This is a genomic window from Comamonas odontotermitis (assembly GCF_040396735.1).
GTDB lineage: Bacteria > Pseudomonadota > Gammaproteobacteria > Burkholderiales > Burkholderiaceae_C > Comamonas > Comamonas odontotermitis_C.
Map to the genome: position 1 here is coordinate 22,069 of NZ_JBEBNZ010000014.1, position 26,644 is coordinate 48,712.

Below are 26,644 nucleotides of genomic sequence, written 5' to 3' on the forward strand. Positions count from 1 at the left end.
TGCGATGATGAAGCCATTCCGCGTGACCCTCATGGCAGCAGCACTGTTGGCTGTTGCAGCGGGCGCCCAGGCCGGGCGCAGCTGCGAGGCGCAGAAGCCGACGGTGGAAAGTGTGCGCAAGAGCCTGGACTTGGCGCAACATGTGGCGCAGGCGCTGGATGCCAGCGGCGCGCAGGTTGTGCTGCTGGGCCGCCAAGGGCAGGATCTGAGCAAGTACCAGCTGCAGTACTCGCACATGGGCTGGGCCTACAAGTCGGCCACAGGTGCCTGGCGCGTGGTGCACAAGCTCAATGACTGCGGTACTGCCGCGTCGCACGTGTACCGCCAGGGCCTGGGCGAGTTCTTTCTGGACGACCTGTGGCGCTACCAGGCAGTGCTGATGGTGCCTGCGCCTGCCGTCCAGCAGAAACTGCTGCTGGCGCTCTCTGGCAATGAGCAGCCGCTGCAGCTGCATGAGCCGCACTACAGCATGGTGGCCTATCCATGGAGCCAGCGCTACCAGCAAAGCAACCAGTGGGCGCTGGAAGCGCTGGCGCAGGCCATGGAGCCTGCCGTTCGCAACCGTGGTCAGGCACAGGCATGGCTACAGCTGCAAGGCTACCAGCCCAGCGACTTGCGCATTGGTGCCATGACGCGGCTGGGTGGCCGTATGACGCGTGCCAATATTGCCTTTGACGACCATCCGCCCGAGAAGCGCTTTTCGGGCCATATCGAGACCACGACGGTGGATTCGGTCCTGCAGTTTCTGCAGCGAAGGCAACTGGCCGCGGCCCCGCAGCTGGTGCAATAGCGGTTCAAGCCATGACTGGATAGGCTGCCAGCGCGCGATTGGCGTGCGCTGGCAGCTATTATTTTTCTATCGAGCCGCACCCAGCATCACGCAGTCGCGGCCACGGCTCTTGGCCTGGTAGAGCGCCACATCGGCATCGCGCAGCAGGTTTTCGATGGAGTCGTACTCCGACAGCTGCGCCACATGGGCGACGCCGATACTGACCGAGGCCTGGAGCGGTTCATTGCGCAGGGTCTGGAATGGTTCAGAGCGCACGGCGTGGCACAGGCGTTCGGCAATCGTGGCAGCATCCTGGGCACTGATGTGCGGCAACACCACGGCGAACTCTTCGCCACCGATGCGTCCCAGCACATCCTGCGGGCGCAAGGTATGGACCACGGTGCGGGAGAACTCGCACAGCAGGTGATCTCCGGTGGCATGGCCGTGGCCGTCGTTCACGCGCTTGAAATGATCCAGGTCAAGCATCAGCACCGCGACGGATCCGCGCTCGTGCATCAGCCGCTGGAGCAGCAGCTCGCTTGCCTGCACGAAACCGTTGCGACTGAGCACGCCGGTCAGGCTGTCATGGTGCGCCTGGTAGCGCATGCGGTTGAGCAATTCGGTGCGCGCAGCGTGCGCTCCGGCCACCGACAGCGGGCCCAGGATCAGCATGGTGACCCCCAGACGGAAGGTAGCGACGTCCACAAACTGCGCTGGCGTGAAATCGATTCTGGAGGCCACGATGATCTTCGTGGCAAACACCAGCATGGTGATGATCGTGGTGGGCAGGATGCGGTAACTCAGGGCACACCACAGAAGCGCGGGCAGCGAAAAGGCCAGGGCCCCGACCTTGCCGACGACCGTGTAGCTGGCTGCTTCCAGAACGACGACGGCCGCCACCGGCAGCACACGTGCGGCGATCGGCAGAGCCTCCTGCGCCAGGGTGGCTTTGCGTGCCGTGGGCAGCGCCAGCAGGAAAGGCAGCAGGATCATCGCGTTCATCCACTCGCCGGTCCACCACATCAAGGTTCCCTGCAGCAGCGGAACGCTGAAGGCATAGGCGCTGATGGGCCCGCCGATGGCGGCCGATACCGTGGTGGCGACGCCACTGCCATAGAACACCAGGAGCGCGGAGAACTGGCCTTCCATCTGCAGATCGCGCTCGGAGTGCCTGTGCATGACCCACCAGGCACAAGCGGCTCCTACCATGTTGGCGACCGAAAACCCCATGGACACCCACAGATTGCTGCCGGTGAGCACATCCGCCGCCACATAGCTGACGAAGATGGCTGCCATGCCCAGGGGTTGCAGCAGCACACGTGGGTAGCGCAAAAACAGTACCAGCAGCAGCTGATTGGCTGGCCAGAAAACGGAGAGAAAACCGATGGGCCGCAGCACAATCCCCAGCAGGCACGCGGCAAATATGGCGGCGCAGGCATAGGCCAGCAAGCGGCCACTATGGGGCGTGCTCATGGAGGTGGCGGGTGTGGCAAGCAACATGGTCGTGTAAGCAGGTGTTTGGAATATACCTGCTTGTGAACATTTTGACGCACATCATTCTTGGGGTCGGAATGCGCCCGAAGCTGTACTCACGGCGCATCCAGATCGAGCTGTCAAATTCCGGTAGTGGGCGCTCGCCTTTCCCCCCTGCTTCGGCGCGATCGGGCCTCTGCTTGCAGTGCCCCCATAAAAAGGATAGCTGCTTGCGACCGCTGGTATTGCGCCGGAGGCATCTGGGGCGTGCAGCACATTGGAGCAGGGAGCACAGCAACCGGGCAGAAGGCTCGTGCCCGCTCTCGTCAAATGCGCTGGTTGTGGAGCCTGGGGTGCAGCACCCAGGCATGGACCGGCTCTTCAATGACGAATGTCAATCCTTGTCAAACCTGTATCGTGCATGGCACGGGAGGGGCGTCAAGGCGCGCCAGCCGCCGGATGGTCTGCAGGCGGCGGGCTCAGGGGCGGTTACACCCCGCGGGCGCGGTCGGCCTTGAAGCGGGCGCGGAATTCGGCAAAGGTGCCGGTATCGAGCGCGTTGCGGATTTCCTGCATCAGGTTCAGGTAGTAGTGCAGGTTGTGGATCGTGGTGAGCATGGGGCCGAGCATCTCGCCGCAGCGGTCCAGGTGGTGCAGGTAGGCACGGCTGAAACCGCCCCGGCCGCCATCGTCCCAGCTCACGCCTGCGGTGCCAGCGCAGGCGTGGCAGGTGCAGGTGGTGTCAATGGGCTGGTGGTCGCTTTTGTGGCGCGCGTTGCGGATCTTGAGATCGCCGTAGCGCGTGAAGATGGTACCGTTGCGCGCATTGCGGGTGGGCATCACGCAATCGAACATGTCCACGCCGTCGGCCACGCCTTGCACCAGATCCTCCGGCGTGCCCACGCCCATCAGGTAGCGGGGCTTGTGGGCCGGCAGCAGGTGCGGGGTGTGCTGCATGATGTCCAGCATCTCGTCCTTGGGCTCGCCCACCGAGACGCCGCCCACGGCGTAGCCCGGGAAATCCATCTCGACCAGGGCCTGCAGCGATTCCTCGCGCAGGTTCTTGAACATGCCGCCCTGCACAATGCCAAAGAGCGCATTGGGGTTGCCCAGGCGCTCGAATTCGTCCTTGGAGCGCTTGGCCCAGCGGCGGCTCATCTCCATGCTCTTGCGCGCCTCGGCCTCGGTGGTCTTCTTGCCGTTGGTCTCGTAGGGCGTGCATTCGTCAAGCTGCATGACGATGTCCGAGTTCAGGATCGTCTGGATCTGCATGCTGACTTCGGGCGACATGAACAGCTTGTCTCCGTTGACCGGGCTGGCGAAATGCACGCCTTCCTCGGTGATCTTGCGCATGGCGCCCAGGCTCCAGACCTGAAAGCCGCCCGAGTCGGTGAGGATGGGCTTGTCCCATTGCTCGAAGCCGTGCAGGCCTCCAAAGCTTTTCATGATGTCCAGGCCCGGACGCATCCACAGGTGGAAGGTGTTGCCCAGGATGATCTGCGCGCCCATTTCATGCAGACTGCGTGGCATGACGCCCTTGACGGTGCCATAGGTGCCCACGGGCATGAAGATGGGGGTCTGCACCACGCCATGGTTGAGCGTGAGCGTGCCACGTCGCGCGTGGCTGGTCGGGTCGGTCTTGAGCAGGTCGAATTGCAGCATAACCGCGTATTTTCGCAGATGTGCCAGGAGCCTTGCAGCGCGGCAGATTTTGCCGTGCCCATGTCTCAGGCTTTGTGCCTGAGGCGTCTACACTGGGCCCATTGCCATCAAAAAAAGGAGCGAGCCATGTTGACCATGATGATTGCGGTAGACGGATCCGAGCATTCGCTTGAAGCCGTGCGCCACGGGCTGCATCTGATCGGCCAGGGCCTGCGCGCCCAGGTGGTGCTGGGCCATGTGCAGGAAAGCGCCACCCTGACGGAGCTGGCCACCGTCGGGCCCGCAGCCGCTGCGGATGCCAGCGTGGATGCGGGCATGGATTTGCTGGCACCAGCCGTCGCGCTTTTGCGCGCCGCCGGTGTCGATCACGAGGTGGACGTGCGTATCGGCGATGTCTACCCGACGCTGCTGGAGATCGCTGAAGAGCACGAATCTGCCATGATCCTGATCGGCTCTACCGGCGAAGGCGCGCTGTCGCGCATCTTTCTGGGCTCGGTGGGCAGTGACCTCGTTCGCCACAGCCAGGTGCCGGTCACCATTGTGAAAGTGCCGTACACGGACGATTGAGGCCATCGGCATGTATGTTGATGCGTTCAGCCACCCACGGTCTGCTGTGCGTGGGCGTGCTGCCAGCCCAGGGCTGGCGCAATGCGCTCGGTGAAATCACTCAGGATCTGCAGGTAGTCCTCATGGGGCAGGTTATAGGGGAGCTCCAGCCGCAATTCGTTCACGAGCGGCAGCACCGGGTCGACCAGGAGCGACTCCAGAATCTGCGCGCTGCTTCCCACCAGATCGCGTGCAAACAGCACCCGGCGTTCGCCCTGCGGTGCCAGCGTGCGCGCATGGCGGCTGTCGGCAAAGGCCTGGTAGCGCTTGCGGCTGGCAGCATCGGCGCTGTCGGTGGGCACGATCACCCGGCCCAGGGCCACCCGTGGGGCGTGTGGCGCCGTCCAGTGGTTGCGAAAGCGCTGCAACTGGGCGAGCTGCGTCTCAAAGAAATGGTCGCTGTGCTCGCCCCGGTTCAGATTGCCGATCAGCAGATGCAAGCCGTTGCGACCGGCCCATTCGGCCGAGTGCAGGGAGCCGCCGCCATACCACAGCCGGTGGGCCAGGCCCGCTGCGTGTGGATAGATGCGCGGGATGTGCTGGCCGGCTGGCGATTGCACCACGGCACCTTCGGGCCCCAGAGGCTGCCCCTGAAGGTTGCTGCGCAGGCGCGCGACGCGCTCGTGCGAGAAGTCGATGCACGCGGGATTACCGTCATACAGGTGCGCGCCCAGCAGATCGCCGTGGTTGGGCGCCCCGGCGCTCACCCCGACCTGGAGCCTGCCTTGCGAGAGCACATCGACGGTGGAGAGGTCTTCGGCCAGGCGGAAAGGGTTTTCATACCCCAGCTGAATGACGGCGCAACCCAGCTCCATACGTTCTGTGCGCTGGGTTGCTGCGGCCAGCAAGGTGGAGGCAGACGAGACAGCGGGCTCCAGATGGCGCTGGCGCACCCAGCCTCCGTCAAAGCCCAGCTGTTCACCGTATTCGAACAATTGCAGCGTATGCTCGAGCCCCGACCAGGGCGCGTTCTCCGCATAGTTGCCCGGCGTGAGGAATGCGATGCGGGAGATATGAATGCTCATGGAGAGGCCTGCATAAAGAAGGTTGAAGGCATGGATCAGAACTTGGGCAATCCCGGCGGATTGGTCTCCGAGCGGGGTAGGGCTTCTTCGGCGAGTTTCCAGCGATCCAGCACCTGGGCGTACTGGCCGCTCTTGATCAAGCCGTTGGCAGCCTGGGTCAAAGCGGCTGCCAGGCCACTGCCTTTGCGGGTGGTGATGGCGACGTCCGACTTGTTGGGCCAGCCTGCGTTGACGGTGCCCACGAGGCGTATCTGCCCATCCCTGGCCGCCTGGTAGGCCTGCGGTGCGTTGGGGTTGAAGTTCACATCCGCCCGGCCGGACACGAGGGCAAGCGTGCGTGCGGTTTCGTCGTCGTAATACTGCAGCTCGGCCGGTTTCAGGCCTGCTGCAATGTTCAGGCGGTTCCATTCCAGCGCGATGCGTTCCTGGTTGGTGCCCGATGCCGATATCACGCGAAGGCCTGCAATATCCTTGGGTTCCTTGATCGAGGTGATCTTGCTGCCGGCCTTGACATAGAAACCGTGCAGGCCCAGCCGGTAGGTCGAAAAATCGAACTTCTCCTTGCGTTGCTCGGTGACGCCGACGTTGGAGATCACCGCATCGTATTTGCCTGAAGTCAACCCCAGCGGCCAGTCTGCCCAGGCAATCGGCTGCAGATCGAGCTTCAGCCCCAGCGCATCGGCGATGAGCAGGATGAAGTCCGGATCAAAGCCCACGATGGTCTTGGCATCGGTGGCATAGGTACCGGTAGGCGGCGCGGCAGGATGAATGGCCACGGTCAGCACGCCGGGTTTCACGAATTTGAAGTCCTTGGAGAGAGCGGCAATTGCGGTCTCGTCCTTGGGCGCGCGCAGGCGCCCCTTTTGTTCGGGGCTCAGGTCGATCACGGTCTGGGCATGCACGGCACTGCAGATGGACAGAACGGCGAACAGGGCCAGGCGGCGGTGGAGATTCTTGAGGGTGGGCATGGTGTGTGCGGGCTTCATTTCCGAGGCAGGCCGGGCGGGTTGGTACGGGATGCTGTGATGGCCTCGGACTGCAGGCTCCAGCGTTCCAGCGCCTTGGCGTAGTTGCCGTTGCCGATCTGCGCGTTGAGCGCGGTGGTGATGGCATCGGCGATGCCCGAGCCTTTGCGCGAAGTGACTGCGATTTCGGCGGATTGCGGCCAGCCTCCCGAGAACAGGCCGACGAGGCGTGTCTTTCCATCGCGGGCGTTGTAGGCCGCAATGCCATTGGGCGCGAAATACGTATCTGCGCGTCCCGAAGCCAGGGCCAGATACAGCACTACGTCATCGTCGTAGTACTGGACTTCCACCGGTTTGAGGCCCGCCTTGATGTTCTGCTCATTCCAGCGCAGCAGAACCTGCTCCTGGTTGGTGCTGGCGCCGACGATCACCTTGAGGCCGGCAACGTCCTTGGGCTCCTTGATGGCCTGCACCTTGCTGTTCCTGGCGACATAAAAGCCCAGGGTGTCGTTGCGGTAAGTCGAGAAATCGAATTTCTCCTTGCGTTCCTCGGTTACCGTGACGTTGGAGATCACCACATCGAACTTGCCCGATTGCAGACCCAGCGGCCAGTCGGCCCAGGCCACCGATACCAGTTCCAGCCTGCGGCCCAGGCTGTCGGCCACCAGTTGGGCGATGTCGGGGGCGTTGCCCACCGGGGTTTTGTTGTCGGTGGCGTATGCGCCGAACGGCAGGCGGCCCGTGGTGGTGCCCACCACCAGAGCACCTTCCTTGGCAAACTTGAACTGCGGGTTGAGCTGGCGGATGGCTTCTTCCACCTTGCCAGACCGTGGGCGGCCTGCCTGCTCGGGGCTCAGATCAGGAGCGGCGGGTTGCGCCCAGGCAGGCAGCGCAAGCAGGGACAGCGCAGCGATTGTGGTGTGGATCAGATGACGACGTTGCATGTTCTCGATTCTTTGGTGTGAGTGGAAAGGGGTGGTTGTGCGATCTACAGCACCTTGGCGAGGAACTCGCGCAGGCGCGGATGGTCGGGGTGCTGCAGCACTTTGTGGGGAGAGCCGCTTTCGATGATGCGGCCCTGGTCCATGAAGACCACGGTGTCTGCCACCTCACGGGCAAAGCCGATTTCATGGGTGACGATGAGCAAGGTGGTGCCGGTGCGGGCCAGTTCCTTGATCACATCGAGCACCTCGTTGACCAGTTCGGGATCGAGGGCCGAGGTGGGCTCGTCAAACAACAGCACCTTGGGTTTGAGCGCCAGTGCCCGGGCAATGGCCACGCGCTGCTGTTGGCCACCGGACAGCTGGCGGGGGAAGGCGTCTGCCTTGTGCGCAAGGCCGACACGGGCCAGCAGCTCCCGGGCCAGTGCTTCGGCTTCGGAACGGGGCAGGCCACGCACCGAGACAGGTGCTTCCGCCACGTTGTCCAGCACGCTCAGGTGCGGGAAGAGGTTGAAGTTCTGGAACACCATGCCCACATCGGCGCGACGGGCGAGGATGTCCTTTTCCTTCAGTTCATACAAGGTGTCACCATCCTGGCGGTAGCCCACCAGATCACCGTCAATGGCGATGAACCCGCTGTCCACGCGCTCCAGGTGGTTGATGGAGCGCAGCAGCGTGGACTTGCCCGAGCCCGACTGGCCCAGGATGACCGTCACGCTGCCCGAAGGAACGTGCAGCGACACATTGTTGAGCACGCGAACGCCGTTGTAGCTTTTGGAGACGGCCTGCACCTCGACATTCCCGCCACGGGTGTTGGAGTGGGTCCATGCAGCGGCGCGCGCAGGGGGCTCGTCGGTAGTTGCCGGGGCTGCATTTGCGGAGGGCACCGCCGCAGGGCGCAACCAGGCCCAGGCGCGCCCCAGCAGGGTGGGCGGCAGCTGGCGCAGCGCGCCGCGCGCATAGTGGCGCTCCACTTGCGCCTGAATGACGGAGAGCACCGAGAGAATGATCAGATACCAGACGGTCGCCACCATCAGCAGCGGAATCACTTCCAGGTTGCGGCGGTAGATGATCTGGATCGTGTAGAACAGCTCGGGCAGGGCCAGGATGTAGGCGTTGGATGTACCCTTGGCCAGACCGATGATGTCGTTGAACGCAGAAGGCAGGATGGAGCGCATGGCCTGAGGCAGCACGATGCGGAAGGCCTGGCGGCGGCGCGGCAGGCCCAGTGCGGCGGCGGCCTCATGCTGGCCCTGGTCCACCGACAGAATGCCGCCACGGATGATCTCGGAGGAGTAAGCTGCCTGGTTCAGCGTCAGCCCGATCACCGCGGCCAGAAACGGGGTGACCAATTGCGTGGTGCTCCACTCGGCCCAGGTGATATTGGTGAAAGGCACACCCACCCATACGGTCTCGTAGAGGTAGCCCAGGTTGTTCAGAATGAGCAGCAGCACGATGAGCGGGATGGAGCGGAAGATCCACACAAACGTCCAGGCCAGCGCGCGCAGCAGGGGCGAACGCGAGACGCGGGCCAGTGCCAGGCCGGTGCCCAGTGTGAAGCCCAGCGCCGCTCCCAGCGCTGTCAGGAGGAGTGTGCGGCCCAACCCCACCAGCACGGGTTCGGCAAAGAACCACTCTGCAAAGACCGGCCAGCCCCAGCGGGGGTTGCCGAGTACAGAGTTCAGGACGGCGCCAATCAGAATCAGCGAAATGATGGTGCCGATGGTGCGTGCAGGGTAGCGCGCCGGAACAATGCGCAGCGATGCATAGTCGCGGCGGCGTGAAGCAGGCGCCGGTGTTGGTGCTGTGGGCGCTTGCTCGATGGTGACGTTGGGTGGTGCCAGGGTGGTGGTGTTCATGGTGCAGGTCGTTTCTAGTGGGGCTCAGGCTCCGGCGGGCAGCGGCGCTTGTAGTGCGGTTGTGGAATGCAGGTGCGGATGGTTGTGGAGCGCGGAAGACAGGTGCTTCTCAAAAGGCAGTTTTCGCAACGCCTGCAGATCTGCGCCGGGGTCGAACAGACGCTGGTAGCCATGGCCGAGGTACAGTCCCACGGCTTCGGGCTGGCGAAAGCCAGTGGTGAGAAAGACCCGTTGGTAGCCCTGGCGCAGGGCCTGCGCTTCCAACTCGGCCAGGACCGAACTCGCCAATCCCTGGCGGCGCAGGCGGCTGTCCGTCCAGATGCGCTTGAACTCTGCGGTACCCGCATCCAATCGCTTGAACGCACCGCCTGCGACCGCGCGCCCGTTACGCAGCAGCAGCAGAAAATTGCCGCCCTGGGCCGGTGTGAACACCTCGGCCGGGTAGCGCTGGATTTCCGGAACGCCAGATTCCTGGAGATAGAAATCGCCATAGCGGCTTTCATACTCACGGCCCAGCTCTTCGATCAAAGGCAGGGCGCGCGGGTCTTGCAGGCTGGTGTAGACAAAGATGTCAGAGCGCATGAAAACTCCTCGAATCATGGGGCGAGAAAGCGCTCTACCAGGTGCACCCAGTAGGCAGCGGCCGGTGCCAGAATGGCGTCGTTGAAGTCATACCGCGGGTTGTGCAGTGAGGCGCTATCGCCATTGCCCAGAAACAGAAAGCTGCCGGGGCGCGCCTGCAGCAGGTAGGCAAAGTCCTCGCTGGCCGTGCGTGGGCGAAAGTGCGAATCCACAAAATCCTCACCCAGCGCATCCACGGCTACATCGCGCGCAAACTGCGTCTCCTGCGGGTGGTTGATGACAGGCGGAAAACCATTCTTGAAATCCACATGGGCTTGCGCCCCCAGGCTTTCCGCCTGGGCTTGCGCCAATGCCCGCAGGCGGTTTTTCAGCGTGCTACGCACCTCGGGCTTGAACGAGCGCGCCGTGAGCTGCAGCTCCACCTGATCGGGGATGACATTGGCCGCATGGCCGCCGTGGATGGAGCCCACCGTGACCACGCCCATCTCCAGCGGATCGACGTTGCGGGAGACCACGCTTTGCAAGGCGGTGATCACATGTGCGCTTGCCAGCACCGGATCGACGGCCTGGTGCGGCTCGGCACCGTGGCCGCCCTGGCCGGTGATGGTGACCTTGGCGTAGTCGATGGAGGCCATCGCCGGGCCATCCACGCAGCCCAAGTGCCCGGCGCGAACGCCAGGCCAGTTGTGCAGGCCATAGATGGCGTCGCAGGGAAAGCGTTCGAACAAGCCTTCGCTGATCATCTTTTTGGCGCCCGCGCCTAGCTCTTCCGCAGGCTGAAAAATCAGGTGCAGCGTGCCATCGAACGCACCTTGCTCGGCCAGAAAGCGGGCCGCCGCCAGCAGAATGGCGGTGTGGCCGTCGTGGCCGCAGGCATGCATCACGCCTGCGTTCTGGCTGGCATAGGGCAGGCCAGTGGCCTCCTGGATCGGCAGCGCATCCATGTCGGCGCGCAGGCCCAAGGTTTTGTTGCCCTGGCCTTTTTTCAGACGGCCAACGACCCCCGTCCCAGCGATGCCGGTGAACACCTCGTAGCCCCATTCGGCCAGAACCTTGGCCACGAGGGCAGAGGTTCGATGCTCCTGAAACGATAGCTCGGGGTGCTGGTGAATATCGCGGCGCAGGGCAATGAAGCTCTGTGCATGGCGGGCGATGCCGTTCTCCACCCGCAGGCGGTCTGTGCTGCGAATCTGGACGGCGGGTTCGGTGATGGCGGCGCTGTTCATCAGGTGACCCGTCGGGATTCAAGCGTGTCTTCCACCGCTTCGTACCGGCTGGCCTTGCGCGGCAGGCCGAGATGGTCGCGCAAGGTCTGGCCTGTCAGCGTGCGCTCATAGCGGCCGCTGGCTTCGAGCTCGGGCAGCACGTGAGTGACGAAGTCATCCAGGCCTTCGGTGCTGACGGGGAACTGCAGGATGAAGCCGTCTGCGGCGCCTGCATCCACCCAATGGATGATCTGCTCGGCAATTTTCTTGCCTGAACCCACGAAGTTGGATTTGGGCGTGGCCGCCTGCAAGGCCACCTGGCGCAGGGTCAGCCCTTGCGCCTTGGCATCGGCCTTGATGCGGTCGGTGGTAGAGCGGAAGCTGTTGCGGCCAATGTCGCCCAGCTCGGGGAAAGGTGCATCCAGCGGGTATTGGGTGAAATCGTGGTGGTCGAAGTAGCGGCCCAGGTAGGCCAGCGCCTCGTCAATGCCCAGCAGGTTGCGCACACGTTCGTATTTGGCGTTGGCTTCTTCATCGGTGGCGCCGGTCACCACGTTGATGCCAGGGAATATCTTGACATCGCTGGCCAATCGGCCGTGGCTGATGGCACTGGCTTTGACCTTGCGCGAGAACTCACGGGTCTCTTCCAGCGATGGCGAATGCGTGAAGACAGCGTCTGCGTATTTGCCGGCGAGATCAATGCCGGCATCCGAAGAGCCGGCCTGGAAGATCACGGGTTGGCCCTGGGGCGAACGCTGGATATTGAGGGGCCCGGCCACCTGGAAGAAGCGGCCTTCGTGATCGAGCGTGTGCAGTTTGCTGCGGTCAAAGAACTGGCCGCTGTCGCGGTTGCGGACAAAGGCAGCATCTTCCCAGCTGTCCCACAGGCCCTGGGTGACTTGCAGGTACTCGTCGGCGATCTGGTAGCGCAATGCGTGCTCGGGGTGCTTGCGGCTGTAGTTCAGCGCCGAGCCTTCGAGCGGTGTGGTGACCACATTCCAGCCTGCGCGGCCGCCGCTGATCAGATCAAGCGAGGCGAACTGCCGTGCGATGGTGAAGGGGTCGCTGTAAGAGGTGGATACCGTGCCTGCGAGCCCGATCTTGCTGGTGACTGTGGCCAGCGCCGAGAGGATGGAAATGGGCTCGAACCGGTTGAGGAAGTGCGGAATGGATTTTTCGTTGATGTAAAGGCCATCGGCCACAAAGGCAAAGGCGATGCCATGGGCCTCGGCCTTCTGGGTGATGCGGATGTAGTGCTGCAGGTTGACGCTGGCGTCCGCCGGTACGCTGGGGTGGCGCCAGGCATTCATGTGGGCACCTGCGCCGTGCAGCATCAGGCCAAAACGGATGGGGGATTTGCTCATGGTGGGCTTTCGGTCAAGGTTCAGGCGGCCGCCAGTTCGGCCACGGCGGGTTGCGCCTTGGCAATCAGCTCTATCGATGCCAGGCGCTCTTCAAAAAATGGAACCGGTGTGTCGATGACGAATTCATCGATACCGTGTTGCTGGTGCAGGGCAGTCAGCGCTTCGTGCACGTCAGCAGCGGTGCCCGCAATGACGTGGGGGCGTGTTTCTTCCAGGCGGTAGTCGCTGATTCCGGCTTGCTGCGCAAACTCTGCGGCAGCCTCGCGGCTTTGCAGGTTGAAGCTCTGGCCGGTGGGCAAATGCAGCTTGAAGATGCGCACGTTCGCAACCAGCTCTTCGGCCTTGGCGCGGTCATCGGCGGCAAAGGCATAGACGGCCATCGATGGGGCGTGGCCGCTGCTCGTGCGGTAGGCGGTCGTGGTGCCGGCGAGCAAGGCAGGGTCATCGTTGAAGTGCCCTGCATAGGAAAAGCCCCAGCCCAGGCGCGATGCGAGGTGTGCGCTGTCGGGGGAGGCCCCGAGCAGCACACATTGGGGCAAGATGCCAGGCGCTGGCAGCGCGCGCGAGGCGGCCAACGGGTGCGCGACGGGCAAATCGTCACGAAGAAAGCCGTCCAGATCACTGAGCAGGCTGTCGAAATTGAATGGCTGCGACCGGTCGTGGCGCGCTTGCAATGCGCGTGTGGACTGCGGCAGACCGCCGGGCGCCTTGCCAATACCCAGGTCCACCCGGCCCGGCGCCAGCGCCGATAACAGCTTGAACACCTCGGCCACTTTGTAGGGGCTGTAGTGCTGCAGCATGACGCCACCTGAGCCGATGCGGATGCGCCTGGTATGCGCCAGCAGCCAGGCCACCAGGATTTCGGGGGCGGAGCCCGCCACCTGTGGGTTGCCATGGTGCTCTGCCACCCAGAACCGGTGGTAGCCCAGCGCTTCGGCGCGCTGTGCCATGGCCAGGGTGGAGCGAAGCGCCAAGACAGCGGAGGCGCCCGGTGGGATCGGACTTTTGTCGAGCAGCGAGAGGCGGTAGGTCATGAAAAAGTAGCGCGAGGCTGGCAGCGGTGAATATGTCAGAAATAATATCTTTCAATATTCATTGCTGATGCTACTTATTCGCAGATGGTCATGCGTAAATCGATTTATCTTTGATTTTATTATTTTTGGATATTTGATTATTTGACAGGAATCTATTTGTGTCTGGGTTGACTTTCGATAATGGTCATTTCACGGGAAAAAGCCTTGAGCAGGGGTTGCTCAAGGCTTTTCGGGAAGACTCTGGTGGGGCTTTATGCCGCTGCGGGTGTCTGGTCTCTGGCTGCGCTGTAGATGTAAGGCCGTGCCTGGGTCAGCAGGGCAAGAGACTCATCAAGGCGGGCATGGATGTCGTGGCCAATCTGGTAGCCGCCCAAGGTCTGGGCGGTGATCTGGGCATCGGTGGCATACACGCTGGGCAGCACCAGCCGCGGGCCCATGGACTGCAGAACCGGGCGCAGCGCATAGTCGAGTGCGAGCATGTGGTGGGGGCTGCCGCCCGTTGCCAGCGGTAGAACGGCTTTGTCTCGCAGCCCGTATTGCGGCAGCAGATCGAGAAATGCCTTGAGCAGGCCGCTGTAGGCCGCTTTGTAGATGGGCGTGGCAATGACCAGGGCATCGGCTGCATCTACCGCCGAAATGGCCTGGGCCAGGATGGCATTGTTCCAGTCGGCGTGCAGCAGGCTTTGCGGAGGCAGGTCGCGAATGGACAGTGACGAGGTGTGGATGCCTGCAATGCTTTTGAGCTTTTCACCAAAGCTTGCCAGCAATGCGGCAGAGCGAGAAGGGAGTGTCGGGCTGCCGCTGATCAGGAGAATATTCATGCTGATATTGTCATGGGCACCCATTGGATGGCGGATGCCCATTTTGAAAATCAATATGAAATATTTTGAGAGGTCTGCCAGGCAAAGGCAACGAAGCTTATTGCATATCTAATGGCGAAAAATGTGTATGCCGGAAAATATCTTGAAAATGGGCGATTGGCAGGGGGCCCTCAATTGGATGAGGCGAGACCATCTGTCTGTGCCAGGGTTTGGCGCAGTTTGCCGAGCTGGTCATACAGATCGCGCGCCGCTTGTGTGCCCAGCGGAGCCAGCAACTGATCGAGCCACTGCTCATGGGCTTGCGCCATGGTGCTGAAGTGCTTTTTGCCATTGCGCGTCATGCGCACGATCATGGCGCGCCGGTCGTCGCCGTCCGCCACTCTTTCCACCCAGCCTTCGGCCACGAGCTGATCGGTCAGGCCCGTGATGTTGCCGCCGGTCACCATCAGGTACTCCGACAAGGTGCTCATGCGCAGGCCCTTGGGAAAGCGGCTGAGCTGCGCCAGGTAATCGAAGCGCGGCAAGGTGGTGCCGAACTGCGTGCGCAGGTTGCTGCGGATCACTTGCTCTATCTGGGTGCTGCAGGTGAGCAGGCGCAGCCACAGGCGTATGGCCTGGTGATCGTCGTGTGACAAACCGGCTTCGCGCCCGGGCGCATCGGTAGCGGCAATCGAATGCATATCTGGAATGGCGGCCATAGGGATATCGTGCCTCAACGCGGGCTCGGGGGGACTCAGGGTTACTTCGTATTCTATTCAAATATTCATTCATAAATAATTTAGACATAAAGCAATTTGAAGGAGCTCGGTTGCGATGAAAATTGTCTGCATCGGCGGCGGTCCCGCAGGTTTGTACTTTGCGCTGCTGATGAAGCAGATGGACGCTTCCCACGATGTGACCGTCGTGGAGCGGAACAAGCCCTACGACACCTTTGGCTGGGGCGTGGTGTTCTCCGATGCGACCATGGACAACATGCGCGAATGGGACCCGGTGACAGCGGCACAGATCGAGGAGGCCTTCAACCACTGGGACGACATCGAGCTGCTGTTCAAGGGCCGCAGGATTCGCTCCGGCGGCCACGGCTTTGTGGGTATTGGCCGCAAGCACCTGCTCAACATCCTGCAGGCGCGTTGTGAGCAACTGGGTGTGAAGCTGGTGTTCGAGACCGATGTGCAGTCCGATGAAGACTATCCCGATGCGGACCTCATCATTGCCAGTGACGGCGTGAACTCGCGCATCCGCGCCCGATATGCCGACACCTTCAGGCCTGATATCGTCACGCGTCCCAACCGTTTCATCTGGCTGGGCACGAACAAGGTCTACGAGGCCTTTACCTTCGATTTCGTGCGTACGAAGCATGGCTGGTTCCAGGCGCACATCTACAAGTTCGACGACAACACTTCGACCTTCATCGTCGAAACCACCGAAGACACCTGGAAGGCCAGTGGTCTCGATACGGCTGACCAGCAGCAGTCCATAGACTTCTGTAAAAAGCTCTTTGCGGACAACCTGCAGGGTGAGAAGCTGATGACCAATGCGCGCCATCTGCGTGGCTCGGCGTGGATCAACTTTCAGCGCGTGGTGTGCGACCAGTGGTGGCTCCAGAATGCCAAGGGCAGCCATGTGGTGCTGATGGGCGATGCCGTGCACACGGCGCACTTTGCCATTGGCTCGGGCACCAAGCTGGCGATTGAAGACGCGATCGAGCTGGCGCGCCAGTTCAAGACCCTGGGCGCTGCGCCAGTGCATATCCCTGAAGTGCTTGCAGCCTACCAGGAGGCGCGCCGGGTGGAGACACTGCGCATCCAGAACGCAGCCTGGAATGCGATGGAGTGGTTCGAGGCCTGTGGTCAGCGCTACTGCGACCAGTTGGAGCCCGAGCAGTTCATGTATTCCATGCTCACGCGCAGCCAACGCATCAGCCACGAGAACCTGCGCTTGCGCGATGCGGCGTGGCTGGGTGGCTATGAACGGTGGCTGGCCGAGAGGAACGGTGTGCACATCGATGATGGCAAGGGGGGCAAGGCGCCACCGCCGATGTTTCTGCCTTATACGCTGCGCGGCCTCACCCTCAAGAACCGTATCGTGGTGTCCCCCATGGCGCAGTACTCGGCCGTGGATGGCGTGCCCGGCGATTACCACCTGGTGCACCTGGGGGCGCGTGCCATGGGCGGCGCAGGGCTGGTGTTTGCCGAGATGGCCTGCGTGAGCCCCGAGGGTCGCATCACCCCCGGCTGCCCCGGTACGTATAGCGAAGCGCAGAAGGCAGCGTGGAAGCGCATTGCCGACTGGATTCATGTCCATACCGATGCCAGGTTCGCCATGCAGATCGGCCACGCGGGCGCCAAGGCATCGACGCGCCTGGCCTGGGATGGCACTGATCTGCCGCTGCCGGAGGGCAACTGGCCCATCATTTCTGCCTCGCCGCAGCAATACCTGGAAGGTGTGAGCCAGATATCTCGGCAGATGACGCGCGCGGACATGGAGGAGGTCAAGGCCCAGTTTGTGCATGGCGCGCAGATGGCGGCTGATATCGGTGCCGACTGGCTGGAGCTGCACTGCGCCCACGGCTACCTGCTTTCCAGCTTCATCTCGCCACTGACCAATCACCGCGACGACGAATATGGCGGCAGTCTGGAAAACCGGCTGCGCTATCCGCTCGAGGTTTTCCGCGCAGTGCGCGCCGTCTGGCCCGAGGACCGGCCCATGTCCGTGCGCATCTCGGCCCACGATTGGGTGCCGGGTGGCATCACGCCCGAAGACGCGGTGGACATTGCCAAGGCCTTCAAGGCCGCAGGTGCAGATCTGATCGACTGCTCATCGGGCCAGGTGAGCAAGCAGGAAAAGCTGGTGTATGGCCGCATGTTCCAGACGCCATTTGCCGACCGCATTCGCCAGGAGGCAGGCATTGCCACCATGGCCGTAGGAGCGATCAGCGAGGCAGACCATGCCAACTCCATCATCGCGGCGGGCCGCGCTGATCTGTGCGCCGTGGCCCGCCCGCACCTGGCCAACCCGGCCTGGACGCTGACCGAGGCGGCAAAGATCGGCTACACCGCCATTGCCTGGCCCAAGCCGTACTTTCAGGGCAAACGCCAGATGGAAACCCTGTTCGAGCGCGAGAAGGCGCAGCAAGCTACTGCGATGGCTTCGGCCGGGGGGCACTGAGATGACGGGCGATCTGAACGATCAACACGCTCTGGTGACCGGCGCTGGCCAGGGCATTGGCGAGGCGATTGCGCGGCAATTGCTGGCGCGCGGGGCCAGGGTCACGGTGCTGGGGCGCAGGGCCGAGCCGCTGCGCAGGCTTGTGGATGAATTCCCCGGGCAATGCCGCATGGAGCTGGCCGATGTCGCGCAGGAATCTGAGGTAGAGACAGCTTTCGCGCAGGCAGTGCATGCGCAGGGGGCTGTCAATATCCTCGTCAACAATGCGGGTCAGGCGCAGAGCGCTCCGTTCATGAAGATGGATGCTGCGCTGTGGCAGCGCATGCTGGCCGTCAACCTGACGGGAACCATGCTGTGCATGCAGCAAGTGTTGCCTGCAATGGCGGTCGCGGGTTATGGGCGCATCATCAATGTGGCGAGCACGGCAGGGCTGGCGGGCTACGCCTATGTAGCCGCGTACTGTGCAGCCAAGCACGGCGTGGTGGGATTGACCCGCGCGCTGGCGCTGGAGTTCGCCACCAAGGGCATCACCGTCAACGCAGTCTGCCCCGGCTATACCGAAACCGAGATCGTCCGCGAGAGCATTGCGCGCGTGGTGGAAAAGACCGGCCGCTCGCCCGAGCAGGCAATGGCTGAATTCGTCAAAAGCAACCCCCAGGGCCGGCTGGTGCAGCCGCAGGAAGTGGCCGACGCCGTGCTGTGGCTGTGTGGCCGGGGTGCTGGCGCGGTCACCGGCCAGGCCATTGCAGTGGCGGGCGGCGAAGTGATGTGAATGGAGACCAAGATGAGTGAATACACAATCGATCCTGCCCTGGTGGCGGGCAATCACCAGCAGCTGGCGGGCTACCAGGCGCAGCACTTTCTGTGGCAGGTGGAAGGCGGCGTCGCCACGATCACGCTCAACCGGGCCGAGCGCAAGAACCCGTTGACTTTCGAGTCCTACGCCGAGCTGCGCGATCTGTTCCACAACCTCAAATGGGCGCAGGATGTCAAGGCGGTGGTGCTGGTGGGGGCAGGCGGCAATTTCTGCTCGGGCGGTGATGTACATGAGATCATCGGCCCGCTGGTGCAGCTCAAGGCGCCTGAGCTTTTGATGTTCACCCGCATGACGGGCGAGCTGGTCAAGACCATGCGCGCCTGCCCGCAGCCCATCATCGCTGCCGTGGACGGTGTCTGCGCCGGTGCGGGCGCCATCATGGCGATGGCTTCTGACATACGGCTGGGTACGGCGCGCAGCAAGACGGCCTTTCTCTTCAACCGCGTGGGTCTGGCGGGCTGCGACATGGGCGCCTGCGCCATCTTGCCGCGCCTCATCGGCCAGGGCCGGGCGAGCGAGCTGCTCTATACGGGCCGCAGCCTGGGCGGCGAAGAAGGGGAGCGCTGGGGTTTCTTCAACCGCCTGTGCGAACCCGATGCCTTGCTGGAGCAGGCGCACAAGCTGGCCAGCGACCTGGCTGCCGGTCCCACCTTTGCCAACGGTATCACCAAGACCATGCTGCACCAGGAATGGGCGATGACGGTGGAGCAGGCCATCGAGGCCGAAGCCCAGGCGCAGGCTCTTTGCATGCTGACCGAAGATTTCTCGCGCGCCTACCATGCGTTCGTCGCCAAGCAAAAGCCGCAATTCCAAGGAAACTGACATGGCAGACAGCAGCTATCTGAAGTGGCCTTTCTTTGAGGCCCGCCACGCTCAACTGGCGCAGGGGCTGGATGCCTGGGCGGCCCGGCATGCGGCGCATGTGCACAGCAGCGACACCGACGGTGATTGCCGCCAGTTGGTCAAGGCCCTGGGAGTTGGCGGCTGGCTGCGCCATGCGGTGGCAGGGGCAGAGCATGGCGGCGCGTGCCCGCAGATCGACACGCGCGCCATCTGCCTGATCCGCGAAACACTGGCGCGCCACAATGGGCTGGCCGACTTTGCTTTTGCCATGCAGGGACTGGGCTCCGGCGCCATCAGCCTGGCTGGCACGTCAGACCAGAAGCAGCGCTACCTGGGCAAAGTGGCGGCGGGCGAGGCGATTGCGGCCTTTGCACTGTCCGAGCCCGAGGCTGGATCGGATGTGGCAGCCATGGCCTGCGAGGCGCAGCTCGATGGCGACCACTATGTGATCAACGGCGAGAAAACCTGGATATCCAACGGCGGCATCGCCGACTTCTACGTGGCTTTTGTGCGCACGGGCGAGGCGCTTGGCTCGCGCGGTATCTCGGCGCTGATCGTCGATGCGGGTACGCCGGGTTTCGAGATCGCCGAGCGCATCGACGTGATCGCACCGCACCCGCTGGCGCGGCTGAAGTTCACCGATTGCCGGGTACCTGTGGCCCAGCGCGTGGGCGCGGGCGGCGAAGGCTTCAAGGTAGCCATGCGCACACTGGATGTATTCCGTACCTCGGTGGCCGCAGCCGCGCTGGGCTTTGCGCGCCGCGCGTTGGATGAGGCACTGCAGCGCGCCACCACGCGCAAGATGTTTAGCGGCGTGCTGGCCGATTTTCAGCTCACCCAGGCCAAGCTCGCGCAGATGGCCACGCAGATCGACAGCGCGGCCCTGCTCACCTACCGCGCGGCCTGGCAGCGCGACCAGGGCGAGAACGTGACGCGCGAAGCTGCAATGGCCAAGATGACAGCCACTGAGAACGCGCAACAGGTGATCGATGCGGCGGTGCAGCTCTGGGGCGGGCTGGGCGTGGTCAGCGATCAGCCGGTGGAGCGGCTGTACCGCGAGATTCGCGCGCTGCGCATCTACGAAGGCGCGACCGAGGTGCAGCAGCTCATCATTGCACGTGAGCTGCTCAAGAGCGTACAGGCCTAGGAGACCAAGCCATGTCCCACACCGCCCATATCGATACTTTTGCTGCCGACAACCTGCCGCCTGCCGAGTTGCAGCCCGACTATGTTTTCGAGCTGCCGGAGTTGCAGTTTCCTGAACGGCTGAACTGTGCCGCCGAACTGCTGGACCGCCATGTGAAAGAGGGGCGCGGCGACCGGCTGTGCATACAGGCCGAAGGCTTGCGCTGGAGCTATGCCGATTTGCAGGACAGGGCCAACCGAATCGCCCATGTGCTGAGCGGCGAGATGGGCCTGGTGCCTGGCAACCGTGTGCTGCTGTGCGGCCCCAACAACCCCATGCTGGTGGCCTGCTGGTTCGGTGTGGTCAAGGCCGGTGGCATTGCGGTGGCAGCCATGCCCCTGCTGCGTGCCAAGGAGCTGTCCACCATCGTGGATATTGCCAAGATCAGCCATGCGCTGTGCGACGACGCCCAGCGCGCCGAGGTGCTGGGGGCGCAGCAAAAGAGCCCGGCTCTGCAATCGATCTGCTTTTTCAATGCACAGGCTCAGGATGCAGATTCGCTCGAAGCGCTCATGGAGCAGGCCGCGCCGCATTACGATGCCGTGGATACGGCGGCCACCGATACCTGCCTGCTGGGCTTCACCTCGGGCACCACGGGTGTGCCCAAGGCAACCATGCATTTCCACCGCGATGTGATGGCCATCTGTGCCTGCTGGCCGAAGAGCATATTGCGCGCCCATGCGGACGATGTGTTTGTTGGCAGTCCGCCGATTGCCTTCACATTTGGTTTGGGTGGACAGGTGCTGTTTCCGATGTCCATCGGTGCATCGATGGTGCTGCTGGAGAAGGCGGGACCGGCCCAGCTGGCGGACGGCATAGAGCGCTTTGGTGCCACGGTGGTGTTCACGGCGCCTACGTCCTACCGCGTCATGGCCCAGCAGGGCGAGCGCATCCGCAATACCCGGCTGCGCAAATGTGTGTCGGCGGGCGAAGCACTGACCGTCTCCACGCGCGCATTGTGGAAGGAGACCACCGGCATCGAGATCATCGATGGCATTGGTTCCACCGAGATGCTGCATATCTTCATCTCGCACCGGGAGGAAGACGCACGGCCCGGTGCCACAGGCAAGGCCGTGCCCGGCTACCATGCCAAGGTGGTGGACGAGCAGGGCAACGAAGTGCCGCCCGGCACCGTGGGCCGGCTGGCCGTGCTGGGCCCGACAGGGTGCCGCTACCTGGCCGACAGCCGCCAAACCCAATATGTGCAGCAGGGCTGGAATCTCACGGGTGATGCGTATCTGATGGATGCCGACGGCTACTTCGTCTACCAGGCGCGCACTGATGACATGATCATCTCTGCGGGCTACAACATCGCAGCCCCTGAGGTGGAGGACGCCCTCATGGCCCACGCGGCCGTTGCCGAATGCGCGGTGATTGGCGTGCCCGACAGCGAGCGTGGCCAGATCGTCAAGGCCTTTGTCGTGTTGCGTTCCGGGCACGTGGGGGACGAAGCCATGGCCAAGGAGCTGCAGGACTTCGTCAAGCGCACTGTCGCCCCCTACAAATACCCGCGTGCGGTGGCCTTTGTGGAGCAACTGCCGCGCACGGCTACGGGAAAACTACAACGGTTTCGGCTGCACAGCCCGGCATAGTATCGGCTCGGTGAAATTTTCACGAACAGCAACGAGGAGAAAACCATGAAGCGCCATTCCTTGCAACACAGTCTGGTGGCACTGTCCATCGGTGCCCTGATGGTCGGCGGTGCCCAAGCAGCCGACCAGGTGAAAGTCGGCCTGCTCAGCACGCTCTCCGGCCCGGGCGCGGGGCTGGGTGTCGATATCCGCGATGGGTTCAACCTGGCCATCAAGCACATGAACGGCAAGATCGGCAATCTGCCAGCCGAGGTGGTGGTGGTTGACGACCAGCAGAACCCCGAAGTGGCCAAGCAGACGGCAGAGCGTCTGCTCAAGCGCGACAAGGTGGACTTCATGACGGGTACGGTGTTCTCGAACGTGATGCTGGCCGTCGGGCAACCTGCCTTTCAGAACAAGACTTTCTTCATCAGCCCCAATGCAGGTCCATCGCAGTACGCTGGTGCGCAGTGCAACCCCTACTTCTTCAATGTGTCGCAGCAAAACGACGCACTGCACGAAGCAGCTGGCAAGACCATGCAGGACAAGGGCTTCAAGCGCGTGGCGCTGATTGCGCCCAACTACCCGGCAGGCAAGGATTCGATCGCCGGCTTCAAGCGCTTCTACAAGGGCGAGATCGGCATGGAGACCTATACCGCGCTCAACCAGCTCGACTACGGCGCGGAACTTTCCAAAATGCGCGCGGCCAATGTCGACGGCGTGTATATCTTTCTGCCTGGCGGTCTAGGTGTGAACTTCATCAAACAGTTCGTCGGGGCAGGCTTGTCCAAGGATATGACCCTGTATGCACCGGGTTTCTCGGCGGATGAAGACGTGATCCGCGCGGTGGGTGAGTCGATGCTGGGCACCTTCAACACCTCACAATGGGCGCATGACCTGGACAACGCGGCAAACAAGAAGTTTGTGGCGGATTTTCAGAAGGAGTTTGGCCGCATGCCGTCCCTGTATGCATCGCACGGCTACGACGCCGCTAAGCTGATGGACGCCGCCGTGCGCGATGTCAAAGGCAAGCTCGACGACAAGGCCGCACTGCGCAAGGCGCTGGAGGCGGCCAAATTCGAATCGGTGCGTGGTGCATTCAAGTTCAACACCAACCACTTCCCGGTGCAGGATTACTACCTGCGTGTAGTGACCAAGGATGCCCAGGGCAAGCTGACCAACCGCACGGTGGGCACGGTGTTCAAGAACCACCAGGATGCCTACGTCAAGGACTGCAAGATGCAGAACCTGTGAGCAAGCTCATGGACCGCTGTGCGGCCCTTGCCCGGTGCCGGTGCCCGCGTGCGGGCCACGCCAGTTGCATGTTACCTGGGCCATGTCTTCATGAATAGCCGACTTCGATGAACGCCATCTTGATTTTGGAGCAATCGCTCAACGGACTGCAGTTCGGTCTGATGCTTTTCCTGCTGGCAGCGGGGCTGACGCTCGTCTTCGGCATCATGGACATGATCAACCTGGCCCATGGTTCGCTCTACATGATTGGGGCCTATCTGGTGGCCACCTTCAGCCAGGCCTCGGGCTCGTTCTGGCTGGGCCTGGGCTTGGGTGTGCTCGCCACGGTGGTGGTGGGCGTGCTGCTGGAATGCACCATTTTGCGTAGGCTCTACCACCGCGACCATCTGTCGCAGGTGATGGGCACCTTCGCCATCTTGCTGATGAGCAACGAAATCGTGCGCATCATCTGGGGGGCACAGCCTTTGATGCTGAACCCGCCTGCGGCCCTGGCCGGGCCTGTTGAGTTGATGAGCGGCTTCTCCTACCCCGCATACCGCCTGCTGATCATCGGTGTGGGCCTGCTTGTGGCCTTGCTGCTGTGGCTGCTGGTCACGCGGACCCGCTTTGGCATGCAGGTACGCGCCGGTGCTGCCAACCGCGAAATGGCGACCGCCATGGGGGCCAACGTGCGCCGCCTGTTCACCCTGGTGTTTGCGCTTGGGGCCGCCCTGTGCGCCGTGGCGGGCGGCATGCTCGGGCCGCTGCTGGCGGTGCAGGTGGGCATGGGCGAGAGCATTCTGATCCTGGCCTTCGTGGTGATCGTGATTGGTGGCATTGGCTCGATACGGGGTGCACTGCTGGGTGCCTTGCTGGTGGGTGTGGTCGATACGGCGGGCCGAACCCTGGTGCCGCTGCTGTTCGAAAAAACCATGGGGCCGGATGTTGCGGCCAACGCGGGCCCGGCTGTCGCCTCGATCCTGATCTATGTGCTGATGGCAGCTGTGCTGTTCTACAAACCCCAAGGCCTGTTTCCCGCCCATGACTGACACCTCCGCTCCTTATTCGGCTGCCAGCGGCCCCGCGCGGCACAGCATCCTGGATCATCGCCTCCACTGGCGGGTGATGCTGCCAGTGCTGCTGCTGCTCGTGGCACTGCCCGTAATCGCCCACGCGATGAATGAGGATTTCTACATTGGCGTGGCCAGCCGCGTGCTGGTGTTCGCCCTGGCAGCGGCAAGCCTCAACTTCATCCTCGGCTTCGGAGGCATGGTCAGCTTCGGCCACGCGGCCTTCATGGGCCTGGGTGCCTACACGGTCGGCGTGCTGATGCAGCAAGGCGTGGCGTCCGCCTGGCTGGCCTGGCCGCTGGCGATGGTGCTGGGGGCTGGCTTTGCGCTGGTGGTGGGTGCGATCAGCCTGCGCACGCAAGGGGTGTACTTCATCATGATCACGCTGGCATTTGCGCAGATGCTGTACTACCTGATCATGTCGTTCAAGGCCCTGGGCGGAGACGATGGCCTGTCGCTGCCCGCCCGTTCTCAGATTGGCTTTGGATTGGATTTGGGCGACGACACGACTTTCTACTACGTGGTGCTGTTGCTGGTGACCCTCTGTGTGCTGCTGATGGCCCGCATGCTCAATGCGCGGTTTGGCCATGTGCTGCAGGCGATCAAGGAGAACGAGACCCGCATGTCTGCGATCGGCTTTCCTGTCTATCGCTACAAGCTGGCGGCTTTCACGATTGCCGGCGCCTTTGCTGGACTGGCGGGCGCCATGCTGGCCAACCAGAGCAGCTTTGTGGGCCCGGGCATGTTGCAGTGGACGCAGTCGGGCATTCTGCTGATCATGGTCATTCTGGGCGGAGTGGGGCATCTGTATGGCGGCCTGTTGGGGGCTGCGGTGTTTTTGCTGCTGGAAGAGGTGCTGGCCGCCTACACCATGCATTGGCAATTGGGCCTGGGCGCGGTGCTGCTGATCGTGGTGCTGGTGGCACCCAATGGATTGCTGAGCCTGCGGCGCGGCATGTGGAGAAAGCCATGAACACAGTGGCGACACCTTTGTTGCAGGTGCAGGGCCTGGTCAAGCGCTTTGGCGGGCTCACGGCCACTGACCATGCCAGCTTCGATGTGCATGCTGGCGAAATCCATGCGCTGATCGGCCCCAATGGCGCGGGCAAGACCACCTTGATCCACCAGCTGTCGGGGGCCCTCGCTTCCGATGAGGGGCGGATACTTTTTGCGGGCGATGCGATCCACGCCATGGCGATGCCGGCGCGGGTGCAGCGCGGACTGGTGCGCTCCTACCAGATCACCAGCATTTTCAAGCGCCTGTCGGTGCTGGAGAACATTGCACTGGCCGTGCAGGCGCGCGATGGTTCGAGCTGGCGCTTCTGGCCCCCTGCGCGCCATGAAAGCGCGCGCTATGCGCAGGCTGCCGAAGTGGCGGCGCGCGTAGGGCTTGCGGCGCAGTTGCAGCGGCCGGCCGGCCTGCTTGCGCATGGCGAGCAGCGCCAACTGGAAGTGGGACTGGCCCTTGCGACGCGGCCGCGCATGCTGCTGCTTGACGAGCCCATGGCGGGCATGGGGCCCGAAGAATCCGAAAGCATGGTGACCCTGTTGCAGGAATTGCGACGGGATACCACGATCCTGCTGGTCGAGCATGACATGGACGCCGTGTTCCGCCTGGCCGACCGCATATCGACCTTGGTGTTTGGCAAGGTGATCGCCAGCGGTACGCCCGAAGAGATCCGCAACCATGCCGAGGTCAAGCGTGCCTACCTGGGCGATGAGGCAGAGGAGGTAGCGCCATGACGGCCCTGCTGGAAGTCGAACAACTGCAGACCAGCTACGGCAGCAGCCAGGTGCTGTTTGGCATACACATGCAGATTGGAATGGGCGAAGTGGCCACCTTGCTGGGGCGCAACGGTATGGGCAAGACCACGACGGTGCGCAGCCTGCTGGGCATCACCCCGGCGAGCAGCGGCAGCATCCGTTTTCGTGGCGAGCGCATCGAGCGGCTGGCGGCTGATCGCATTGCACGCATGGGCATGGCGGTGGTGCCTGAAGGGCGGCAGATCTTTGCGAATCTGACTGTGCAGGAGAACCTGCTGGCCTTTGCTGCCAACCGCAACGCCTCGGAAAACCCCTGGTCGCTGGAGCGGGTGTACACGCTGTTTCCGCGTCTGGCGGAGCGCTCGGGCAATCTGGGCAACCGGCTGTCGGGCGGCGAGCAGCAGATGCTGGCGATCGGGCGGGCGTTGATGACAAACCCGCACCTGTTGATTCTGGACGAAGCCACCGAAGGCCTGGCGCCACTGATCCGCGAAGAAATCTGGAGCTGTCTTGCTGCCTTGCGTGCGCAGGGGCAGACCATTCTGGTGATCGACAAGTACGTCAAGCGCCTGATGGGGCTGGCTGATCGCCACACGATCATCGAGCGCGGCCAGGTGGTGTGGCAGGGCTCTTCGGCGCAGCTGCAATGCCAGCCCGAGGTCTGGCAGCGCTATATCGGAATCTGA

Annotated in this window: 24 protein-coding genes; 12 read left to right on the plus strand and 12 right to left on the minus strand. The window is 63.0% G+C overall.

Features of this window, described 5'->3' with window-relative positions:
- Window positions 1–4 precede the first annotated feature (4 nt).
- The gene (locus tag ACH2DG_RS13280; protein ID WP_395026679.1) at window positions 5–790 is read left to right on the plus strand and encodes a DUF2145 domain-containing protein; all 786 of its coding nucleotides are present in this window, start codon (window positions 5–7) and stop codon (window positions 788–790) included.
- Window positions 791–856: 66 nt separating this feature from the next.
- Here the strand turns inward: ACH2DG_RS13280 and ACH2DG_RS13285 are convergent, their stop codons facing one another.
- Together ACH2DG_RS13285 and tgt are read right to left on the minus strand one after the other, a co-directional pair.
- The gene (locus ACH2DG_RS13285; RefSeq protein ID WP_395026680.1) at window positions 857–2,242 is read right to left on the minus strand and encodes a diguanylate cyclase; all 1,386 of its coding nucleotides are present in this window, start codon (window positions 2,240–2,242) and stop codon (window positions 857–859) included.
- A 489-nt stretch (window positions 2,243–2,731) separates the two neighbouring features.
- Window positions 2,732–3,904, minus strand: coding sequence for a tRNA guanosine(34) transglycosylase Tgt (gene tgt, locus ACH2DG_RS13290; RefSeq protein ID WP_224152965.1), 1,173 nt, complete (start codon window positions 3,902–3,904; stop codon window positions 2,732–2,734).
- 126 nt (window positions 3,905–4,030) lie between these two features.
- Here tgt and ACH2DG_RS13295 point away from each other — a divergent pair, with 126 nt between their 5' ends.
- Window positions 4,031–4,471, plus strand: a complete 441-nt coding sequence (locus ACH2DG_RS13295; protein WP_395026682.1) for a universal stress protein — start codon at window positions 4,031–4,033, stop codon at window positions 4,469–4,471.
- 26 nt (window positions 4,472–4,497) lie between these two features.
- Here ACH2DG_RS13295 and ACH2DG_RS13300 read toward each other — a convergent pair whose 3' ends face one another.
- The 10 genes from ACH2DG_RS13300 to ACH2DG_RS13345 all read right to left on the minus strand — a co-directional run bounded on the left by ACH2DG_RS13300 (window position 4,498) and on the right by ACH2DG_RS13345 (window position 15,004).
- Window positions 4,498–5,535: an LLM class flavin-dependent oxidoreductase gene (locus ACH2DG_RS13300; protein WP_395026683.1), complete on the minus strand. Its 1,038-nt coding sequence runs from the start codon at window positions 5,533–5,535 to the stop codon at window positions 4,498–4,500.
- Between the two features lie 35 nt (window positions 5,536–5,570).
- The gene (locus ACH2DG_RS13305) at window positions 5,571–6,503 is read right to left on the minus strand and encodes an ABC transporter substrate-binding protein (protein ID WP_395026684.1); all 933 of its coding nucleotides are present in this window, start codon (window positions 6,501–6,503) and stop codon (window positions 5,571–5,573) included.
- Window positions 6,504–6,517: 14 nt separating this feature from the next.
- On the minus strand, window positions 6,518–7,444 hold the full coding sequence (locus ACH2DG_RS13310; protein WP_395026685.1) for an ABC transporter substrate-binding protein: 927 nt from the start codon (window positions 7,442–7,444) through the stop codon (window positions 6,518–6,520).
- A 44-nt stretch (window positions 7,445–7,488) separates the two neighbouring features.
- The gene (locus ACH2DG_RS13315) at window positions 7,489–9,300 is read right to left on the minus strand and encodes an amino acid ABC transporter permease/ATP-binding protein (RefSeq protein ID WP_395026686.1); all 1,812 of its coding nucleotides are present in this window, start codon (window positions 9,298–9,300) and stop codon (window positions 7,489–7,491) included.
- A gap of 24 nt (window positions 9,301–9,324) precedes the next feature.
- A complete protein-coding gene (locus ACH2DG_RS13320) occupies window positions 9,325–9,882 on the minus strand; it encodes a GNAT family N-acetyltransferase (RefSeq protein ID WP_395026687.1) in 558 nt (185 codons plus the stop codon).
- Between the two features lie 14 nt (window positions 9,883–9,896).
- Window positions 9,897–11,108 (minus strand): M20 aminoacylase family protein, encoded by a 1,212-nt coding sequence (locus ACH2DG_RS13325; RefSeq protein WP_395026688.1) that lies wholly within the window; start codon window positions 11,106–11,108, stop codon window positions 9,897–9,899.
- Complete coding sequence (locus ACH2DG_RS13330) at window positions 11,108–12,451, minus strand: LLM class flavin-dependent oxidoreductase (RefSeq protein ID WP_395026689.1); 1,344 nt, start codon at window positions 12,449–12,451, stop codon at window positions 11,108–11,110. Before ACH2DG_RS13330 ends, ACH2DG_RS13325 begins: the two co-directional genes overlap by 1 nt.
- Window positions 12,452–12,471: 20 nt before the next feature.
- Complete coding sequence (locus tag ACH2DG_RS13335) at window positions 12,472–13,485, minus strand: LLM class flavin-dependent oxidoreductase (RefSeq protein WP_395026690.1); 1,014 nt, start codon at window positions 13,483–13,485, stop codon at window positions 12,472–12,474.
- 251 nt (window positions 13,486–13,736) lie between these two features.
- A complete protein-coding gene (gene ssuE, locus ACH2DG_RS13340; RefSeq protein ID WP_395026692.1) occupies window positions 13,737–14,306 on the minus strand; it encodes an NADPH-dependent FMN reductase in 570 nt (189 codons plus the stop codon).
- Window positions 14,307–14,476: 170 nt separating this feature from the next.
- Window positions 14,477–15,004, minus strand: a complete 528-nt coding sequence (locus tag ACH2DG_RS13345) for a MarR family winged helix-turn-helix transcriptional regulator (RefSeq protein ID WP_395026693.1) — start codon at window positions 15,002–15,004, stop codon at window positions 14,477–14,479.
- Window positions 15,005–15,119: 115 nt separating this feature from the next.
- On the opposite strand from ACH2DG_RS13345, the gene ACH2DG_RS13350 reads away from it, so the two are divergent.
- The 10 genes from ACH2DG_RS13350 (at window position 15,120) to ACH2DG_RS13395 (ending at window position 26,644) form a co-directional block, all read left to right on the plus strand.
- The gene (locus ACH2DG_RS13350; RefSeq protein WP_395026694.1) at window positions 15,120–17,474 is read left to right on the plus strand and encodes a bifunctional salicylyl-CoA 5-hydroxylase/oxidoreductase; all 2,355 of its coding nucleotides are present in this window, start codon (window positions 15,120–15,122) and stop codon (window positions 17,472–17,474) included.
- 1 nt (window position 17,475) lies between these two features.
- Entirely contained in the window at window positions 17,476–18,246 is a 771-nt protein-coding gene (locus tag ACH2DG_RS13355) for an SDR family NAD(P)-dependent oxidoreductase (protein WP_395026695.1), read from the plus strand.
- 12 nt (window positions 18,247–18,258) lie between these two features.
- Entirely contained in the window at window positions 18,259–19,113 is an 855-nt protein-coding gene (locus ACH2DG_RS13360) for an enoyl-CoA hydratase family protein (protein WP_395026696.1), read from the plus strand.
- Between the two features lies 1 nt (window position 19,114).
- Window positions 19,115–20,281, plus strand: coding sequence for an acyl-CoA dehydrogenase family protein (locus ACH2DG_RS13365; RefSeq protein ID WP_395026697.1), 1,167 nt, complete (start codon window positions 19,115–19,117; stop codon window positions 20,279–20,281).
- An 11-nt stretch (window positions 20,282–20,292) separates the two neighbouring features.
- Window positions 20,293–21,912, plus strand: a complete 1,620-nt coding sequence (locus tag ACH2DG_RS13370) for a benzoate-CoA ligase family protein (protein ID WP_395026698.1) — start codon at window positions 20,293–20,295, stop codon at window positions 21,910–21,912.
- A gap of 45 nt (window positions 21,913–21,957) precedes the next feature.
- On the plus strand, window positions 21,958–23,145 hold the full coding sequence (locus ACH2DG_RS13375) for an ABC transporter substrate-binding protein (RefSeq protein WP_395026699.1): 1,188 nt from the start codon (window positions 21,958–21,960) through the stop codon (window positions 23,143–23,145).
- Window positions 23,146–23,252: 107 nt separating this feature from the next.
- A complete protein-coding gene (locus ACH2DG_RS13380) occupies window positions 23,253–24,173 on the plus strand; it encodes a branched-chain amino acid ABC transporter permease (RefSeq protein ID WP_395026700.1) in 921 nt (306 codons plus the stop codon).
- A complete protein-coding gene (locus tag ACH2DG_RS13385; RefSeq protein WP_395026702.1) occupies window positions 24,166–25,167 on the plus strand; it encodes a branched-chain amino acid ABC transporter permease in 1,002 nt (333 codons plus the stop codon). Before ACH2DG_RS13380 ends, ACH2DG_RS13385 begins: the two co-directional genes overlap by 8 nt.
- Window positions 25,164–25,937, plus strand: coding sequence for an ABC transporter ATP-binding protein (locus ACH2DG_RS13390; RefSeq protein WP_395026704.1), 774 nt, complete (start codon window positions 25,164–25,166; stop codon window positions 25,935–25,937). The genes ACH2DG_RS13385 and ACH2DG_RS13390 overlap by 4 nt, the downstream gene beginning before the upstream one ends.
- Window positions 25,934–26,644: an ABC transporter ATP-binding protein gene (locus ACH2DG_RS13395; RefSeq protein ID WP_395026705.1), complete on the plus strand. Its 711-nt coding sequence runs from the start codon at window positions 25,934–25,936 to the stop codon at window positions 26,642–26,644. Before ACH2DG_RS13390 ends, ACH2DG_RS13395 begins: the two co-directional genes overlap by 4 nt.